This window comes from Lamprobacter sp., from assembly GCF_034860625.1.
In the GTDB taxonomy this organism is placed as follows: Bacteria; Pseudomonadota; Gammaproteobacteria; order Chromatiales; family Chromatiaceae; genus Lamprobacter.
Genome location: NZ_JAYESN010000020.1, coordinates 44,345 through 62,335, shown reverse-complemented (window position 1 = coordinate 62,335; position 17,991 = coordinate 44,345). Strand labels below are relative to the sequence as shown.

Below are 17,991 nucleotides of genomic sequence, written 5' to 3'. Positions count from 1 at the left end.
TGACCCCTGACGCCTTCGGCGAACTGCTCGCGCGCCTCACACCTGAGCCGCGCACCTCACCCCTTACTGATTGGGGCCAACGGCCACCACAGCCAGAGCGCATGGAACGGCTGAGAGAGACCGCCAATCTGGCAACTGTCGCCAACACCTTGCCGCCGCGCGCGCCAGCGCCACTCGAGATCAATGGAGCGATCTTGGCAGCCCAGCCTAGTGCTGAACAGGCGGCACGCGCGACATTTTCAGAGCCTTTCTCCACGCGTGATCAACGCCGCACCGATGGACGCGCTGGCTCCGGCTTGAGTTTTCTAGCAAGCGAGCAGCGAGCGGCCCTCTCAGCCGAGGCACCGCGCACGCTGGCGGAGCTGAGCACAACGGCGCCAGCCACACGCGAACCTTTTGTCCCTACGTTGCGTGAACTGCTCGGGGTCCACCTGGCCAGCCGAGAAGGATTCGTCAACCCACAGCCGAGCGGCACCAGCACCCTTGGTGCCGAGACAACGGCCGCTGGCGGACTGGGGCTCGGCATCGCCAACGCTAGCCTTGCGTCCTATAGCGCCATTGCCGGAGGTCAATCGAACAGCGCGGCCCAGGCTCCGGGCATGAGCGCATCGCTGTATAGTGCAGCCTGGCCTCAGCAACTGGGGCAACAGTTAGTGCTGCTCAGCCAACGCGGTGGCGACCAGCGCGTCGAGCTTCGACTCAACCCGCCTGACCTTGGCCCGCTGACGGTCTCGTTAAGGGTCGGAGAACAGGGAACACAAATCCAGTTCATGGCTGCAAGCGCACTGGTGCGTACCGCCGTCGAGCAAGCAATTCCACAACTTCGTGATGCACTCGCTGAGCAGGGAATCAATCTTGGTGAAACCTCAGTCGGCGAGCAACGTCAAGAGGGTGACCAAGCCTTTGCAGGGGATGACGCCCAGCAACGAGGCTCTGCGAATGGTGCATGGCTAGACGCGGAGGATACGGGGCTCGCGGATGCGCCAGCAAATATCGAGATGAGCCTTGACGGCCGGGTGGACATCTACGCCTGAACACGATCGGTTCCAATCGCGATTTGGTAAGATAAGCGCTGTGAAAGCGTTCAGATCATTTTTTTGTGTCCATCGTTTCGCTCCTAGACTGACTGGAGCGGCGAAAAGAGAGGTATAGGACAAAGTGGCACAAGCAAACAGCGGATCGAATAAACTCTTGTGGATGATGAGCCTGCTGGTGGTGTTGTCGCTCATCGCTGCAGGCGTTGCTGCCTATATTGCCCTGCAGGCACAAAGCGGCTCAGAAACTGAAAAAACAGAAGCGGCGACTGATCGGCACAGTCCGATTTTCGTCGATGTCGCGCCATTCACCATCAACATGACGAGCTCACGCGGGGTGAGCCGTTTGCTTTATATCGGCATGACATTCAAGGTTGGCTCAGAAAAAACGCGCGAGATTTTGGAAACACACATGCCTCAGGTACGAAGTCGCTTGCTGATGCAACTCTCGGCACAGCAAGTCGATGAACTCACAAGCACTGAGGGCAAGACGCAGTTGGCGAACAAGCTGATCACTGCCCTACAAAAGCCTCCGCTCTCTGAGTTGCAACCTGAACTCGCGATCGAAGAGGTCTTGTTCACCGAATTCATCGTGCAATAGGTCGCGTTTACGCTTTATGGCTCAAGACGACCTACTATCACAGGAAGAGATTGACGCCCTCCTGAAGGGAGTCAGTGGCGATGATGAAAGTAGCAGCGCCTCAGCAGGCAGCGCGGCATCGCGCGCAAAGCCTTACGACCCTGCGACGCAGCACCGGGTCGTTCGCGAACGCCTGCATGCGCTTGATATCATCAATGAGCGCTTCGCTCGCTACTTTCGCATGGCAATCTTCAATTTTATTCGCCGCAGTGCGGATATTACGGTTGATATCGTCCGCTATCAGAGTTATAGCAACTTCGCGCGCAATGTACCGGTTCCGACCAATATCAATATCATTGCCATGAAGCCACTCAAGGGCTCGGCGCTCATCGTCTTCCCGCCCAACCTGGTCTTCATGGTCGTCGACAACCTCTTCGGCGGAGACGGGCGCTTCCTCACCCGGTCAGAAGGGCGCGAATTTACCAATACCGAGCAGCGCATCATTCAACGCATGTTGCAACTTGCGATCGATGCCTATAGTGAATCTTGGAGGTCGATCTATCCTCTGGAGATTAGCTATGTGCGCAGCGAGATGCAGTCGAAGTTTGCCAATATCACGAATTCACCAAATGAGATCGTAGTCAACACCTCATTCAACATCGATATTGGCAACCTTGCCAGCAGCTTCCAGATCTGCATTCCCTTTGCCATGATCGAACCCCTACGCGACATCTTGAGCAACCCGCTCAAGGATGGCGCGCAGGACCCAGACAACCTGTGGGGCCGACGCATGGCCGGCGAGTTGCGTTCATCTCAAATTGAGCTGATCGCCAATCTGACGGCCATTCCGTCTCGTATCAGCCAGGTTTTATCGCTCAAGGTTGGCGATATCCTGCCGATCGATCTGCCCGAAACGGTGCTCACCAGTGTTGATGGCATCCCCGTGCTGGAATGTGAGTACGGCAGCCAGAATGAGCATCGCGCATTACGGGTCGTGCGGATGATTGACCATGCCAACCAGCATCAGCCGCTCGAAGCCGAAGATGCCTTTCTCAAGCGCCGCCCGAGCCCAGCGAACCCCAGCCGTAACGGACTGAATCATGACTGAGCAAGATAAAGGCGACAAGAACGAAGAACTCGAAGAGACCGCAGACACTGAATCCCCCCCCTCAGCCGAAGAGGCAGAGGCGGGAACTGAAGGGGTTGATGCAGCTGAGGGAGCTGAGGTCGACGAAACAGACAAAACAGACGACGAGGAAATCGACCTTTGGGCTGAAGCCATGGCTGAGCAGGAGGCTCAGGAGGCCAGTAAGCCGGATGAAGCCAAGTCGGAGCCAGACGCCACCGAGGCCGAGCAGCCGGAGGAGGAGGAGGACGATCTCTGGGCGGCGGCCATGACTGAACAGGAAGCCGCTTCAGTCCAGGAGGAAAAACCTGCGTCAAGCGCCGCGAGTCGTTCGAAAACGACGCCAGCAGCCCCCAAGCAACCCGAAGCGCAAGCAGCGGGCGACCGCGTCTTTCGTCCGCTGGAAAACGCCAATCAGGGCACGGAAACGCGCGACCTCGCGATGGTCCTGGATATCCCTGTCCGGCTCTCGGTGGAATTGGGCCGGACCAAGGTGACCATCAAACAGCTGCTGGAGATGGCTCAGGGGTCGGTGGTCGAGCTTGACGGACTGGCCGGAGAGCCGATGGACATTTTGATCAACGGCTATCTGATCGCCCAAGGCGAGGTGGTTGTCGTCGAGGACAAATACGGCATCCGCATCACCGAGATCGTCACCCCCTCTGAACGCGTTCAAAAACTGAATCGATGAACCAGGCTGCCGCGAGCGACACCGCATCTGTCATCGCTGGCGGCGACACCCTGATTGGGCTAGCGACGCTGGGTAAGCTGACGCTGGTGCTCATGGTCATCGTCATCATCATCCTGCTAGGTGCGGTCATCTTGCGCAAAGTCCGGCTCGGCGACTCACATCCCGCGGCCAGCGTGCGAGTCGTCGGCAGTGCCGCTGTTGGCCCCAAGGAGCGCGTCGTGGTCGTCGAGGTCGCCTCGGCCTGGCTGGTGCTGGGGGTGGGCGGTGGCCAAGTCACGCGCTTGCACAAGCTCCCTGCCCCGCCGCCGCGTGACAGCGGTCAAGCGCTGGCCGATCGCCCTGTCTTCAACGAGGGCGATTCCTTTGCGGCCCGCTTCGCGAAAGCGCTGAAACACAATGTCGGGATGCGATGAGCGCCGCTCCCGTCCGAGCCGCGCAGTCGGCGCTATCTTTTGTCATCCTAGCGCTCGCCGCGGTCTGGCTGCTATTCAGCGAGCCGGCCTCGGCTCAGCAGCTAGCCGGGCTCACCAGCGAGCCATTGGAAGATGGTGGTCAGCGCTGGTCGCTCTCCTTGCAGACACTCTTGCTGCTCAGCTCGCTGGCGTTCTTGCCCGCGTTGTTGCTGATGATGACCAGCTTTACCCGGATCATCATCGTCCTGAGCCTGTTGCGCACGGCGATGGGGACCCAAGCCACACCCTCGAATCAGGTGCTGTTGGGCTTGGCACTGTTCCTGACCTTCTTCATCATGGCACCGGTGTTCGACCGGGTCCATGAAGATGCTTGGGTACCGCTGCGCGATGAAGAGATCAGCTTCGACGAATTTCTCGATCAAGCCCAGGGGCCCTTTCGCGAATTCATGCTGGCACAGACACGAGAGCCGGATCTGGCGCTGTTCGCGCGCTTGGCGGATGTCGGCCCGATGCAAGGCCCGGAAGACGTGCCGCTTCGCATCCTAGTACCGGCCTTTGTCACCAGCGAGTTGAAGACCGCCTTTCAGATCGGCTTTACCATCTTCATCCCGTTTCTGATCATCGATCTCGTGGTCGCCAGCACCCTCATGGCTTTGGGTATGATGATGGTCCCGCCCATCACGATCTCACTGCCGTTCAAGCTGATGCTGTTCGTGTTGGTCGACGGCTGGCAACTGATCATCGGCTCGCTGGCAGAAAGTTTTTACGTCTAGCCTGGAGGCATGCGCCTAATGACCCCCGAGGAAGTAATGAGTCTGGCCGCTCAAGGCATGCGCGTTGCGCTGTTCTTAGCCGGCCCGGTGCTGCTCTCAGCGCTGACCACCGGCCTTTTGATCAGCCTGTTCCAGGCCGCAACGCAGATCAACGAGATGACCCTGACCTTTATCCCGAAGGTCTTGGTCATCTTCTTCGTGCTGACCTTGGCCGGCCCCTGGTTGTTGCAACTGATCACCACCTTTACGCGCAAGCTCTTTACCGAGATTCCTTTGCTCGTCACATAAGCGCGATAAACCGCTATGATCGAGGTCAGCTTTGATCAGTTGCAGACCTGGCTGGCCATGTTTCTCTGGCCCTTTACGCGCATCACGGCGTTTTTTGCCGCATCACCGCTCTGGGGACATTCGACGGTGCCCAATCAGGTCAAGGTCGGGCTAGCCGCACTCATCACCATCGTCATTACTCCTGCCCTGCCCCCTCTGCCGCCCGTGCCCGTGATGTCTTGGGCTGGCTTAGGGATCATCGTTGAGCAGATCATCATTGGCGTGGCCATCGGCATGGTGATGCAATTCACCTTCGGCATCGTTCAGGCCGCTGGGGCCTTTATCGGACTCAAGATGGGGCTCGCCTTTGCCAACTTTTTTGACCCTGGCAGTGGCACCAACATCGCGGTGCTCTCGCGCATCCTATTTACCATCGCGCTGATCATGTTTTTGGCCCTCAATGGCCATTTGATCGCACTCGAGATCCTCGCCACCAGTTTCCAGACCTTACCCATTGGCTTAGGGGGCTTTAACCCAAATGCCTTTGAGCTCCTAGCGCGTTACAGTGGCGTCGTCTTTACCAGCGGCATGCTGCTAGCGCTGCCGGTCCTTGCACCCTTAGTGATTGTCAGCATTGGCCTCGGCATCCTGAACCGCGCTTCACCACAGTTGACGGTGTTCTCAATCGGCTTCCCGACCTCGCTGATCTTCGGGCTCGTGCTTTTGATGGTGATGATGGGGCACTACGGTGGATTTCTCGAGCGCATCTTCACCCATGCGCTCAGCATGCAACAGCGGTTGCTGGATACGCTCGCGCCGCTCTAGCCATCCATCAGCCGATCGAGTAGACAAGCAAGTAGACACAATCAGCTAGCCAACCAGCTAGCTAGCCAATCAATTATCCGATCAATCAGCGCATGAAGTCGAACAAGGACATCCCCTGGATATCGACAAAGGCCCGTTGGGCGGCTTGCAGACCGACCTGACGCAGACTGTACTCGGTGACCGCCGCACCATAGTCGAGGTCGACCAGATCCGACATCACTTGATCGTAGTTGAGCATCCGATTGCTGCTGACCGTATCCACCAGATCCAGCTCATTCAGACGAGCCCCCACCGATGCGCGTTGAGTGAGGATATTGTCTAAGCTGTTATCCAGCTCGCGCATCGCCGTGTTGATGGTGTTCGTGATATGCGCACGGGTGTCGGGGGAGCCTTCCCGGTCAAGCTCAAGGACGTCAATCGCATCCTTAAAGGTCTTGAACAGATCCTGATTCGCGGCTGGATCATCAGCGGGGCGGAGTTGGATCTGATCGCCAATTTCGGGCTCGCCTTCAAGGCCAACCGTAATACCAGCAAAATTCAGAACCTCGCCGGATTCATAGTCCTTTGGGCCGAGGAGTTCAGTGGCAGCGTTTGTAAAACTGACAGGAGGATCGCTACTAGCAGCATTTGTCAGTTCAAACGTAAAATCACTCGGCAGGCCCTCAGCAAAGTTGATGACCAAATCAGAACCATCGCCGTTCGCGCTGTTATCGAAGACGCTTAAGATCTCATCGGCTTCTTCCAATGCTGAAATGAGTGCTTCTGGAGTCGTATAAGTACCGCTGACAAAATTCGTTAAACTACCTGAAGAAACACTTACAGCTCCATCGACGAGCAAACTACTCGCGTCGACGCCTTCAACTTTCACGGCTGTGATCTGGATCGCATTAGTGAAAGCGACTGTCTCATTAGGAGTCGCATTCGTATCCGTCAGCGCAAAGGTGAAATCCTTCGCTACATCGTCAACGAAAGTGACGACAAGTTCAGAACCATCACCTGCACTGCTTCTATCGACAACGTTCTCAATCTCAGCCGCGACTTTGAGCGCATTGATCAGGGCGTCGGAATCCGCGAAAGAACCGCCCGTGAAGCCCGTTAATTCCCCCTCGGACACATCTATCGTATTGCCAGCCGAAAGCAAAGCACTCGCGTCTACAACAAGCTGACCAAATTTCAGCGTGAATGCCTCGCCAAAATTGGGGTCACTGGCATTGACGCGGTTTGGGCCGGAAAAAGTGACCGTGCCCTCATTACGCAGATAACCGGCTTGGGTACCAATCTCGTCGATAGCCTCCGCGCTCAGCCCGACCTTCTCTGCCCGAGCCACATAAACAGTTCCACCCGAAACACTCTGAAAGAGCGTCTTGCCATTGTCCGTGATAGGCATCAGCCGTTCGGAATCGACGCGTTGTTCGCGCACCTGATCATCGCCCCGGTAATCGATGCGTGCGATACCGGGACCGTCCGTATTACGGAAAAAGGGCGGCGCTTCGTCTTGGTAGCCACCAAACAGATAGTGATTGTTGCCATCGGTCGAGTTGGCTTGACCGATCAGAGTTTCGTACAGACCGCGCAGCTCGGAGGCAATCGACTTCCGGTCCGAGTCGCTCAGGATCTCGCTGGCAGCTTGGACCAGCAGGGTTTTGCCTCGGATGATTAGATCACTGGAGCCGCTCAGCACACTTTCGGTCTGGGACAGCGCATTTCTGGCGCTCACGCGCGAATCAGTATTCTGCTGCGTCGCTGTTTGGGCTTGCGACACACGCACTGCGCGCGAGGCGTCCTGGGGGTCGTCAGCCGGCGTCATCACGCGGCGACCACTGGCAATCTGTTGTCCGACCTTGAGGAACTGGCTCTGTTGCCGATTCATCGACGACAGGCTCTGCTGATACATGGTGACGGTGCTGATGCGCATCATGGCGAATAAACCTTATGATTAGTTGCGCAGGCCGAGGATGGTATCGAACAGCGTTGAAGCGGTATCGATCACTCGCGCATTGGCAGCGTAATATTGTTGGAAGCGGATGAGATTCGCGGCTTCTTCGTCGAGGTTGACGCCTGATTCCGACTGCTGCAGCGCTTCGAGTTGTTCAGTGATGCCCATGCTTGCGTCAAGATTCACCTGAACGATATTAGCCCGATTGCCGACATCGGAGACCATACCGGCATAGGCTTGTGTGAGTGTTGCGCGACCACCAACCAACTCCTCGGTCTGCAGGTTCTGCAGAGCCAGCGCGTTGCGGTTGTCGCCAGGGCCGGAGGCAGCCTCTTCGATTCTTAGCCTGGTATCTAGATCACCCGACCCTGGCAGACGATCGATCCTAAAACTGACACCGTCAACGGTGATGACGTCACCTGGTGCGAGCACAGCATCACCATCATCAGCAGAATTGCGGATCACGTTGTTGTCTACTTGACGTGTCTCACCATTCACCTGAACCTCGGTTGGAACCGTTAAAGAGGCAGGAGGAGGATCAGTAAATGTCAGCACACCCGCGTCGGAAAGCGACAGCTCATAAGCCGATGCACTGGCGGCAAAGGCATCGTCAAAGGCCCCATCGGCTGCAGTGAAGACTTGGGCATTCATGTCCCCACTGCTGGTGACGAACAGACCAGCCGCAACCTTATCCAAGTCGCTGATAACCGTTTCCATGCCACCGGCAGCGCGTCGCACTGGCTGTACTTCAAAGCGATCCCGATCAGCGAGGTTGTTAGCATCGTCAAAGGTGAGCACAACGCCGCCAAAGCTCAAGGTTGCCTCCGTGCCGTCGCCATTGGGGTCGGCGTAGCTCCATTCACTTGCTTCGAGCACTTGTCCGTTGTCTTTCCGTATTACCTCAAATCCATTTTCAAGGTCACTCGGGTCCGTCACCCGAACTGTATAATCCGTCGCCCGCAACTGGGCAAGATTAGGCTCGTCGAAACGGGCATCGGTAATCTCCGCCGTTCCGCTGTTGCGATCATTCGCGTAGGCGATGGGCTGGCCGATATTGAAAAAGTCCCCGCCTTGATCACCATTAAGGTCACGCCCTAGTCGATGCTGATCGTTGAAGCCGATCACGAGCGAGGCGGCGAGTTGGCCGATCTGGTTCTGCGTTTTATCCAGCGTCTCGCTGCGGAAGGCCATGAGCCCGCCGAGGGTGCCGCCGGTGATCAAGGATTCGTCGATCGGGATGAGGCTCGCGTTGGCGCGTTGGCTATCCTGATAAGCCAGCACGGTGCGTTGTGGATCGGTGGGTGAGTCGACCGCGTGTAATTTGAAGACACTGGTGCCTGTGACCAGTTGCTGCCCATTGGGCAGGCTGAGGTTATAGGTCTTGCCATCCTGGATGTTGAGCCGAACGTCCATGCGTTCGTTGATCTGCTTGATGACGTGATCACGTTGATCGAGCAGCCCGTTCGGCTCTCTCCCTAGGCTCGCGCGGACCTTGGAAATCTCGCCATTCAGTCTCCCAAGCTGCTCGGTGAGCGTGTTGATTTGGATGACTTCGTCTCGAATCTGGCCGTTGACACCATCCTGCATGTCCTTCAAATAGCCGTCGAAGGCGCGGAACTGGGAGGTCATGATGTCCGCGGTGCCGAGCATGCCCTGGCGCGTGGCGGGATCAGCAGGGCCTGCGGCGAGGTCTTGGATGCTGGAGAAGAAATTCTGCATCAGCGGCGAGAGCCCAGCCTCGCGGTCTGCCAGCAGATTATTGATCTGGCTCACCTCTTTCTGGTAAGCCTCTAGGCTGCGGGTGTTGCCGAGCGAGTCATTGAGCTGGTTGGCGACGAATTGATTGAACTGACGCTGAATATCCGTGACCTGCACACCACCGGAGACCCCGTTGTTGGCAAGCTGGGTGATCTCCCGATTGTAACCGGGTGTATAGACGTTGCTGATGTTGTTGCTCGTGGTCCTGAGGGCGGTCTGCGCCGCATTCAGGCCCGTGAGCGCGATGGAATAGATGCTCATAGTCTTCTCTTCCCGACCCCTGTTCTTCCCGACCGCGTTGACCCAAGCCCGGTCACTTAAGTTGATAACAAAAGATATCGGCAGAACCACGCCAAGCTTGAGGCGCTGTCGCGACTGGCTGCAGGGCGGCCGACTGAACGCGCAAGCTCAAGAGCGACGACCAAATCCGCCCGCTGCGCCAGACTTAAAAGCCTGGGATCAGCGGCGAGCGCTTGGCCTGTGCGGCCTCGGCGACCTCGCCATCAAAATGCCCCATGATCTTGATCAGTTTGTCAGCATAGGCCGGGTCCGTTGCATAACCACCAGCCTGTAAGGCGCGCGCCGCCTGGGCCGCATTCGGCGCCGTACTCACTGCTGCGTAGCGCGGGCTGCGGCTGATGAGGCGGCCATAGTCGATGAAGGCGGCTTCGTAGGAGTCGTAGACGCGAAACTGGTCCCTGATGCGCGTGCGTTGTCCGTTGAAGTACTCGTGGGTGGTGACCTCGGCGGTTGGCCCCTGCCACTGGCTGCCGGCCTTGATGCCGAACAGGTTGTGACTATTGCGGCCGTCGGCGGTGCGGATCTGATGCCGGCCCCAGCCGGTCTCCAACGCGGCTTGCGCCAGGATCAGCTCAGCGGGTACGCCGGTGCGGCGACTCGCGGCCTCTGCAGGCGCCAACAGTGGCTGCAAGAAGGCTTGCACATGCGCGGGCTGATCCCGCACATCAACAGCGGTGATCGCGCTCAGGCGCGTCGGGCGTGGGTCGAGGGAGCCACTCAAGGCATCGAGCAGCCCCCCCGGCGAAGGCGCCCAGTAATCGGCTGAGCTGCCGGTTGCCTGGTTGCTGGCCAGGGTGCCGGCCCGATTGCTGGCGCTTTGGTCGCTAACCCTATCCTGATCGCTGAGCAGATCACCCGAGTGTTGCGCTTGCGCCTTGCCAATCAGCGGGCCGGTCGAGCGGCCACCCCAGGCCTCCAGAAAAGACGCCTCGGTGCCGGCACGCTCTGCCTCGATGATCTCGCCATCACGACCCGCAACATCCGCTGTTGGCGCTGGATTGACCGTTGCAGTCGGCGCGAAAAGCGCAAAGCGGCCGCCTGCTGTTGGCACCTGGGCAGCAACCCGGGGCTGCGTCTCGGCCATTGGCCGATGCGGATCATCACTGACTGCTGCCGGACTCTCTGGCGCTGAACGCGCTGTGCTTGGTTTCGCTGCTGACTTGACGACTTCAGCGGGGGCACTGCGCTCAATCGGCGTCTTCAGTCTACGCGGCTCGCCGCGCGGGATATGGGCGAGCAGATCGTTGCGATCATCAAGCCCTGAGGTTGCCGCTGCGGCTGCTTGCTGGGTCGTCACCGGCGCTGGCTGTCGCTGGTCGGATGCAAGCTGTTCGACCAACTGATCGGCCAGTCCCATACCGCGCTCGGCCATGGTCTGCGCCCATTGGTGGTCGAGCAGCGATTGATAGAATTCCATTTGCTTGCTGTTGGTGAGATCGCTGGTCGGCACGGTCGCACGCATACTCTTGATCATCGAATGCAGAAACAGCGCCTCGAACTGCTGCGCTGCCGCGCGCAGGGCTTCCGGGCTCTGCTCGCGCGCGCGCTGCTTCAGCCGTTGCAGCCCTTGCACATCAAGGGCGAACTCATTGGCAGCGCTATCGACTGGCATCAGATGATCTCAAGTTCTGCATGCAGCGCGCCGTTAGCATTCCCAGCCCTCAAATTAATGATAACGCTTTAATCACGCAGGTGTTTTAGCTTCAGCGAAGCGATGGAGAAATGCGCATCCCGTCCTTAACGACAATATTGCGCTCCCAAACAAGATCACCATAAATAAACTTAATCGTGTGATTTCCTGAAGGAATTGATAGCGTTGCAGGCGCATTACCTGAGTAAAAACCATCAATTTCGATTTCCGCTCCAATTACCTGACCATCAATCTTTGGCTCAAAAACAACTTTTGGTAACACAGCCGGTTCAACAGACTCTCTATCGGGCGCAGTTGACTGTGAAAATCTTTCGTATATATCCGCAGCAGCAATTTTAATGGCACCTTTGAGCAAGTCATTCATGAGCTGTGTATTACTACCACCACCACTACCGGTTTTGAGTTCTTGAATGCTGTTTTGAGCGATGGTAGAAAACTGCATTTTATTTGTACTTGCTTCTACCACTTTGACTATGATTTCAATGGAATGCGTGGTATTCTTAGTTGGCACGTTATAAGCCATAGACCTTGTGACATCCCTGCCATAATCTCCAACAAGGCCATAAACAAGATGAGTGGCACCGGTCATCTGCCCAAGCTGGGTTCCGGTCTGGCGTGACACCAAACCACTGTTTTGGAAATTTATTTCGCGAACTCCTTCTTCTACAGTTCTTCGGTCCACTATACTGAACAAATCGCTGTATTGCGATAATTCAGCAGCAAGTAGGTCTGGTGCTTTTATTATTTCTCTTCCGAGTGCAGAACTAACAGTTCTAGCCCTGTGATCAGCTTTTTCTTGACGATCCAATCGATTTCTTTGCTCTAACCTCTCACGTTGCTCTTTATTACGTGCTGCGCGTTCTTGAATTTGGGCTTTAGCAATTTGGGCCAATTCTTCTTGACTTAAAAGCGCCCTTTCGGCATCCGATAATACTGGCTCATCTTCATCTAGAAACTGTTGGTCCTGGTGCTGCAAATATTTTCTAGCATCAATATCAGAGGTTGTGAAATCCATGATAGCAAATACAATATTGCTAGCTGGCGCATTAAAGCTAAACAAAGCTAAAACAGAAAACAAAATCAGCTTGGTCACTTTATCTTCCCTCACTAAACCTATCGCCCCAAACATTCACTCATACTTGCACAGTATGATCGTGCACGAGCATCGACATCGAGAAATTCAGTCCCTCCACATTGATTAGCAGGCATAACTTGGCGATCTTGGGATATAACCGTCCAGGTACTACTATTTTGCGAACCGCTACCGCCACCATATGTACGTTTTCGCACTTCTCTCTCAACGAATGTAAAGCAGCAGCAGTCTTGATCAGCAGTGCTTGATGCAGAAGAAGCCCCGCAAATCATGCTGATGTGCTCTTTACTTAAACCCTCTTTAATATAGCTATATATTTCATCCTTAGTACAGTCAGCCTCAACTGCACCAATCCTGAAAAGAGAAAAAACCGCTATCAAGGTTACTATTTTTATGTTCATTTTACGTTGCCAGTTGTTTGCGTTACGAAAAATATTAAGTAAATTTAACTCAAACTATCTGCTATGATTCCACCCTTTAATTAGATCGATTCAAGTTCAGCACTAAGCGAACCTGAAATCTTAAGTGCTTCTAAAATAGCCATCAACTCCTGAGGGCTAGCACCCAATCCGTTCAGTGCTGCGATCACCCCACCAAGGTCAGCTCCTACAACATCGCGTAGGAAAACAGGATTATCCTCGATAATTATTTCAGTTTCTGGAACTACAGCAGTTACGCCACCACCCAATGGCTGCGGCTGGCTAACCTGGAACTGAGTTGCAATTTCTACCGATAAGCTCCCGTGAGCAACTGCCGCAGGCCGTAGCGTAACAGCACGATTCATAACCACTGTACCAGTCCGCGAGTTAAAAACGACTCGTGCTGGAGCCTCATTCGGTGTAACTTCGATACTTTCAACTCGTGCCATGAAGCCAAGACGTTGGTGATCGTTCGGCGGACCATTGAGTTCAATCACTCGACCGTTGACGCCCTTCGCCATTATACAGCCGAATTCTTCATTAATTGCATCAACAATCCGCTGCGCAGTACCAAAATCTGCCTCTTTTAGCACCAGCTCAAGCAGTCCATCCCTGGCATTGAAATCAACAGGAACACCCTCTTCCACAATTGCACCGCCGGGAATACGACCGCCCCCGAGTTGGTTGATCTGCACGGCATTACCACCAGCTTCAGCGCCAGCACCCGGCACCAAAAGATTGCCCTGGGCGATAGCGTAGATTTCGCCATCAGCGCCTTTGAGGGGTGTCATCAGCAACGTGCCGCCCTTGAGACTGCGCGCGTTACCGGTCGATGAAACATTGACATCTAGACGCTGTCCCTGCCGGGAGAAGGGGGGCAAATCAGCTGTTACCATTACTGCTGCAATATTGCGCAACTGCATATTAGTACCAGGGGGAACAGTAATCCCCAATTGCCGAAGCATGTTATTTAAGCTCTGACCGGTGAATGGCGCCTGCATGGTCTGATCACCAGTCCCATCAAGCCCCACGACTAGGCCAAAGCCAATCAGAGGATTATCACGAACCCCAGCAAAGTCTGCAAGTTCACGGATACGCTCGGCGGAGGCTGGCAGTGCAATCAAAACACCAAGGAACAAACCGCTGAGCAAGCAAAGGCGAAGGCTCGAGTACCAGTGTTGTTTAGTGGGCATGATGTGATTGTCGAATTGAGTCATGATTTTAAAATAGCATTCACACCAGTCGCGTCAGATTGGTGAAATATTTAGGAAAAACCGCTGCAGCCAGCCCATATGCTGCGCTTCGCTAATATAACCATCGCCGACGTATTCGATGCGCGCATCGGCGACCGTGGTCGAAGGCACGGTATTGCGTCCGGAAATGGTCAGTGGATCGACGACCCCGGAAAAACGGATATACTCGACGCCCTGATTGATGGCGATCTGCTTCTCGCCGTGTACCCTGAGATTACCGTTCGGCATCAAATCCACCACGGTCACGGTGATGGTTCCGGTAAAGCTGTTGCGTGCCTGAGATCCCCCCCGACCACTAAAATCACTGGCTCCACTGATATCAAAGCCGAGCTGCTCGAGCTCCGAGATTCGATCCGCGAGCGGCGCAGGAAGCTGCACTAAATCGACATTGGCTGACCCGCTCCGTGACGCATTCGAACTCGAATTCTTGGTGGCACTCACTTGCTCGTCGAGCACGATGGTCAGGATATCGCCCGGCATGCGTGGCCGGCTGTCCTCAAACAAGGGCCGAACCCCGCGGCGTTGCTGATAGATCGAGCCATTGGCCACACGCATCGGCGGTTCGGGAATCTGCACCGGCTGATAGTCTGGCACAACAGATCGGCGCGGAACTTGCGCGCAGCCCGCAAGCCCCAACAAGGAGGAGCACAACAGCAGCGTCGCGATCCGCGTGATCATCAGGTCACCAAGGCTCAATTAGAGCTGCGTGAGTCGTGCCAGCATCTCATCGCTGGTCTGCACTGCCCGGCTATTGATCTCATAGGCGCGCTGGGTGGTGATCATATTGACCATCTCTTCCACCACGTTGACATTGGAGGTCTCGATATAGCCTTGGCGCAAAGTACCGGCACCGTTGAAGCCGGGAAGATTCTCATTCGGCGGACCAGAGGCGGCGGTCTCCTGGTAAAGATTATCGCCGATCGTACGCAAACCAGTCGGGTTGATAAAGGTAGAGAGTGTGATTTGGCCAATCTCTTGGTCTGGCTCGTTATTCGGCAGGATCACCGTAACGATCCCGTCCGGGGCAATCACGACATCTAATGCATTAGCGGGCTTGATGATGGCTGGCTCTAGCGGTAAGCCATTGGAGTTGACCATCTGCCCGTTCTCGTTGAAGGTGAAGGTGCCATCACGGGTATAGTTGATGGTGCCATCGGGCATTAAGACTTGGAAAAACCCCTCGCCCTGAATCGCGAGATCATTCGTGTTGCCAGCCGCCAGGCTACCTTGCGTCATCTGGCGCGCAACCGCGATCGGTAGCACACCAGTGCCGATCTGCAGCCCTGATGGCAATCGGTCCTGTGCATTGTTCAGTGCACCGGGCTGGCGCAGATTTTGGTACAGCAGGTCTGCAAACACCGCTTGCGATCGTTTGAAGCCAGCGGTACTGACATTGGCCAGATTGTTGGCAATGACATCGAGCTTGGTCTGTTGCCCCTCAAGGCCGGTCTTAGAGGTTGAGAGTGAACGGATCATCGTGGCAGTGTCCTCGGCTGATTGTCTATGAATGTCTCCGCAGCAGGGCGCAAACCAGGATTAGCCGCATTCTGTTGCAACCGCGTCGAGCATTCAGTCTATTGTGAATACGCGCTCGTTTGAATACTTGGCTTGGTGCGAATGCGCCAACTTTACATTAGCCCTGCAGCGAAAGGATACTATTGGCACGCTGATCATTCTCATCGGCCGTCGAGATCACCGACATCTGCATCTCGAAGTGGCGAGCAACTTTTATCATTGCTACCATTGCCTCTATGGGGCTGACATTACTCCCCTCAAGGCTACCGCTGACCAACGTCAGAGTTTCATCCCTTGGCAGCGGGGTGACAAGACCCTCGTCGTTTTCCGGGGGCCGAAACAGGCCGTCATCGCCACGCAGCAGCGGCTGTAACTCAGGATCGACCAGCTTGATGCGCCCGATGTCAGCAATCGCATCCGGCCCTTCTCCCGCCCCAATGGCACTGAGGGTGCCATCATTGCCAATAGACACTTGAGACTCCAAGGGCACGATGATGGGGCCGCCGTCACCAATGACCGGGCGACCGGCGATCTCCAGCACACCATTACTGTTGACCTGAAGCTCGCCGCGACGGGTATAGGCCTCGGTGCCATCCTCGGCCTGCACCGCAATCCAACCGTCTCCAGCGATAGCGACATCAAGGGGTTGGCCGGTGGTGTTGATCGGCCCGCGGGTAAAATCGCTCCCTGGGGTAGATGCGACGGTCGAGACCCGTGATGGCGTTGCGGCTTCACCATTCACCGGCACCGCGCGCGCTGCGTAGAGCTGGGCGCGAAAACCGGTGGTGGTCGCATTCGCGAGATTATTGGTCACCACCGCCTGCTTCTGCAAGCCTTGCTGGGCACCGCTCATGGCGGTGTAGAGGATGCGGTCCATTGAGTAACGTCAGGCGACTGTATGGCTTACGCCCGCATCAACGGCTGATGATGCGAGCAAATGGATCAGGTGCTTGCAAAAATGAAGCCCTGATTCAGGGACTTTCAGATTAGAGGTTGATGATCGTCTGCAGCATCTCATCCTGGGTGCCGATCGAGGACGAGTTGGCCTGATAGGCTCGCTGCGAGACGATCATGTTGACCAGCTCTTGCGCTAAATCGACGTTGGAGTTCTCGAGCACCCCGCCCTCAATGCTACCGAAGACACCGGTTTGGGCCTCGCCAAGGACAGGCTCGCCGGATGCGTTGGTCTGACGCCAGGCGTTATCGCCATCGGGCTGCAGACCTTCGGGATTAATGAAATTGCTCAGCACGATCTGACCGGCCTCACGACGCTCCTCGTTGGTATAGATACGGGTAACCGTGCCATCTTTCTCGACCTCAAGGCCGATAAGTGTGCCTGAGGTATAGCCGTCTTGCTCTAGCGTGTTCTGCACCGAGTTATTGTTGAACTGAGTCGTACCATTAAAACCAAGATTGAATTCCAAATCAGCGGCACCACCTAGATCAAAATTAGCGGCAACCAAGGTGAGCGTGACAGCTTCTGGATCATTTGGATCAACGACAACTGTAATATCACCACCACCGGCAACAATCGGAACTGTGCCATCGTCAGGGTCAAACAGATTACCATTAGCGTCAAAATTCAATGTAAAGTCTGCGGTGCCAATATCAGCTTGAGCCCTGTACCCATCGACAGCTATTTCAGCATCCCAAACGTTGTTCGCAGTTTTAATGAAATATGTCGTTATTGTTCTTTCATTTCCAAGCGAGTCAAAGATAGTATAACTTGAAGAGAAATGAAACTGAATATTAGCAGTATTACCAGGGTTGGGATTGTTAGTGACAACAGTTGCTGTCTGCAGGTCATCATTTGATACATTAGTCCCAATGGTGGATGCATTCAGATTATAGATAGCATCAACTTCTGTTGTCGCATTGGCAGGAATGTCGTCCGGCGGAATCCGAAGTCGTTGAGGCGCACCGCCGGGAATAACCTCGGAGAATGGATCATTCTGATCTGACAACCCGTAGCCGGTCAGGAATTGTCCAGTACCATTAACCAGAAAGCCCTGAGCATCACGATTGAACTGGCCGTTGCGGGAATAGACGATCGCGCCATTGGATTTCTCTAAGCGGTAGAACCCTTCACCAGCGATAGCAAGGTCCAGATTACGGCCGGTGTTCTCTAGATCGCCAGAGCGGAAATCCTGCATTATGGCGGAGATATTGACACCTAGGCCGACTTTGCTCGATGCTCCTGCGAAGACATCAGCGAAAAGCACCTTACCGGTCTTGAAGCCCACTGTCTGCGAGTTGGCAATATTGTTGCTGATGACCTTAATATTTTCAGCTTGGGCGCGCAGGCCGCTCAGTGCTTGTGAAAAGCTCATCGGGTGTTCTCCTTATCGAATCAGGTT

General features: G+C 55.5%; 17 protein-coding genes. 8 read left to right on the top strand and 9 right to left on the bottom strand.

What is annotated here, in order from left to right; all coding sequences use genetic code 11:
* From VBE63_RS07665 to fliR, 8 genes are all read left to right on the top strand, one after another.
* Positions 1-1,034: flagellar hook-length control protein FliK (locus tag VBE63_RS07665; protein WP_323682421.1), on the top strand; the 1,034-nt coding region annotated here is incomplete at its 5' end.
* A 124-nt stretch (positions 1,035-1,158) separates the two neighbouring features.
* Positions 1,159-1,635, top strand: a complete 477-nt coding sequence (gene fliL, locus VBE63_RS07660) for a flagellar basal body-associated protein FliL (protein ID WP_323682420.1) — start codon at positions 1,159-1,161, stop codon at positions 1,633-1,635.
* A gap of 16 nt (positions 1,636-1,651) precedes the next feature.
* Complete coding sequence (gene fliM, locus VBE63_RS07655; RefSeq protein WP_323682419.1) at positions 1,652-2,722, top strand: flagellar motor switch protein FliM; 1,071 nt, start codon at positions 1,652-1,654, stop codon at positions 2,720-2,722.
* Positions 2,715-3,431: a flagellar motor switch protein FliN gene (gene fliN / locus VBE63_RS31325; protein WP_416274515.1), complete on the top strand. Its 717-nt coding sequence runs from the start codon at positions 2,715-2,717 to the stop codon at positions 3,429-3,431. Before fliM ends, fliN begins: the two co-directional genes overlap by 8 nt.
* Positions 3,428-3,844, top strand: coding sequence for a FliO/MopB family protein (locus VBE63_RS07645; RefSeq protein ID WP_323682418.1), 417 nt, complete (start codon positions 3,428-3,430; stop codon positions 3,842-3,844). Before fliN ends, VBE63_RS07645 begins: the two co-directional genes overlap by 4 nt.
* Entirely contained in the window at positions 3,841-4,617 is a 777-nt protein-coding gene (gene fliP / locus VBE63_RS07640; protein WP_323682417.1) for a flagellar type III secretion system pore protein FliP, read from the top strand. Before VBE63_RS07645 ends, fliP begins: the two co-directional genes overlap by 4 nt.
* 18 nt (positions 4,618-4,635) lie before the next feature.
* Positions 4,636-4,905 carry a flagellar biosynthesis protein FliQ gene (fliQ, locus tag VBE63_RS07635; protein ID WP_323682416.1) on the top strand — a complete coding sequence of 90 codons (270 nt, stop codon included), beginning with the start codon at positions 4,636-4,638 and terminating at the stop codon, positions 4,903-4,905.
* Positions 4,906-4,920: 15 nt separating this feature from the next.
* Positions 4,921-5,709 carry a flagellar biosynthetic protein FliR gene (gene fliR / locus VBE63_RS07630; RefSeq protein WP_323682415.1) on the top strand — a complete coding sequence of 263 codons (789 nt, stop codon included), beginning with the start codon at positions 4,921-4,923 and terminating at the stop codon, positions 5,707-5,709.
* 85 nt (positions 5,710-5,794) lie between these two features.
* Here the strand turns inward: fliR and flgL are convergent, their stop codons facing one another.
* The 9 genes from flgL to flgE form a co-directional block, all read right to left on the bottom strand.
* Positions 5,795-7,627, bottom strand: a complete 1,833-nt coding sequence (gene flgL / locus VBE63_RS07625) for a flagellar hook-associated protein FlgL (protein WP_323682414.1) — start codon at positions 7,625-7,627, stop codon at positions 5,795-5,797.
* An 18-nt stretch (positions 7,628-7,645) separates the two neighbouring features.
* On the bottom strand, positions 7,646-9,664 hold the full coding sequence (flgK, locus tag VBE63_RS07620; protein WP_323682413.1) for a flagellar hook-associated protein FlgK: 2,019 nt from the start codon (positions 9,662-9,664) through the stop codon (positions 7,646-7,648).
* 184 nt (positions 9,665-9,848) lie between these two features.
* The gene (gene flgJ, locus VBE63_RS07615; protein ID WP_323682412.1) at positions 9,849-11,315 is read right to left on the bottom strand and encodes a flagellar assembly peptidoglycan hydrolase FlgJ; all 1,467 of its coding nucleotides are present in this window, start codon (positions 11,313-11,315) and stop codon (positions 9,849-9,851) included.
* Between the two features lie 91 nt (positions 11,316-11,406).
* Positions 11,407-12,447, bottom strand: a complete 1,041-nt coding sequence (locus VBE63_RS07610; RefSeq protein WP_323682411.1) for a CsgG/HfaB family protein — start codon at positions 12,445-12,447, stop codon at positions 11,407-11,409.
* A 481-nt stretch (positions 12,448-12,928) separates the two neighbouring features.
* Positions 12,929-14,083, bottom strand: coding sequence for a flagellar basal body P-ring protein FlgI (locus VBE63_RS07605; RefSeq protein WP_323682410.1), 1,155 nt, complete (start codon positions 14,081-14,083; stop codon positions 12,929-12,931).
* A 30-nt stretch (positions 14,084-14,113) separates the two neighbouring features.
* Positions 14,114-14,815 carry a flagellar basal body L-ring protein FlgH gene (locus VBE63_RS07600; RefSeq protein ID WP_323682409.1) on the bottom strand — a complete coding sequence of 234 codons (702 nt, stop codon included), beginning with the start codon at positions 14,813-14,815 and terminating at the stop codon, positions 14,114-14,116.
* Complete coding sequence (flgG, locus tag VBE63_RS07595; RefSeq protein WP_323682408.1) at positions 14,816-15,595, bottom strand: flagellar basal-body rod protein FlgG; 780 nt, start codon at positions 15,593-15,595, stop codon at positions 14,816-14,818. It abuts the gene before it with no gap.
* A 157-nt stretch (positions 15,596-15,752) separates the two neighbouring features.
* On the bottom strand, positions 15,753-16,511 hold the full coding sequence (locus VBE63_RS07590) for a flagellar basal body rod protein FlgF (protein ID WP_323682407.1): 759 nt from the start codon (positions 16,509-16,511) through the stop codon (positions 15,753-15,755).
* 109 nt (positions 16,512-16,620) lie between these two features.
* Positions 16,621-17,964, bottom strand: coding sequence for a flagellar hook protein FlgE (gene flgE, locus VBE63_RS07585; RefSeq protein WP_323682406.1), 1,344 nt, complete (start codon positions 17,962-17,964; stop codon positions 16,621-16,623).
* Positions 17,965-17,991 lie beyond the last annotated feature (27 nt).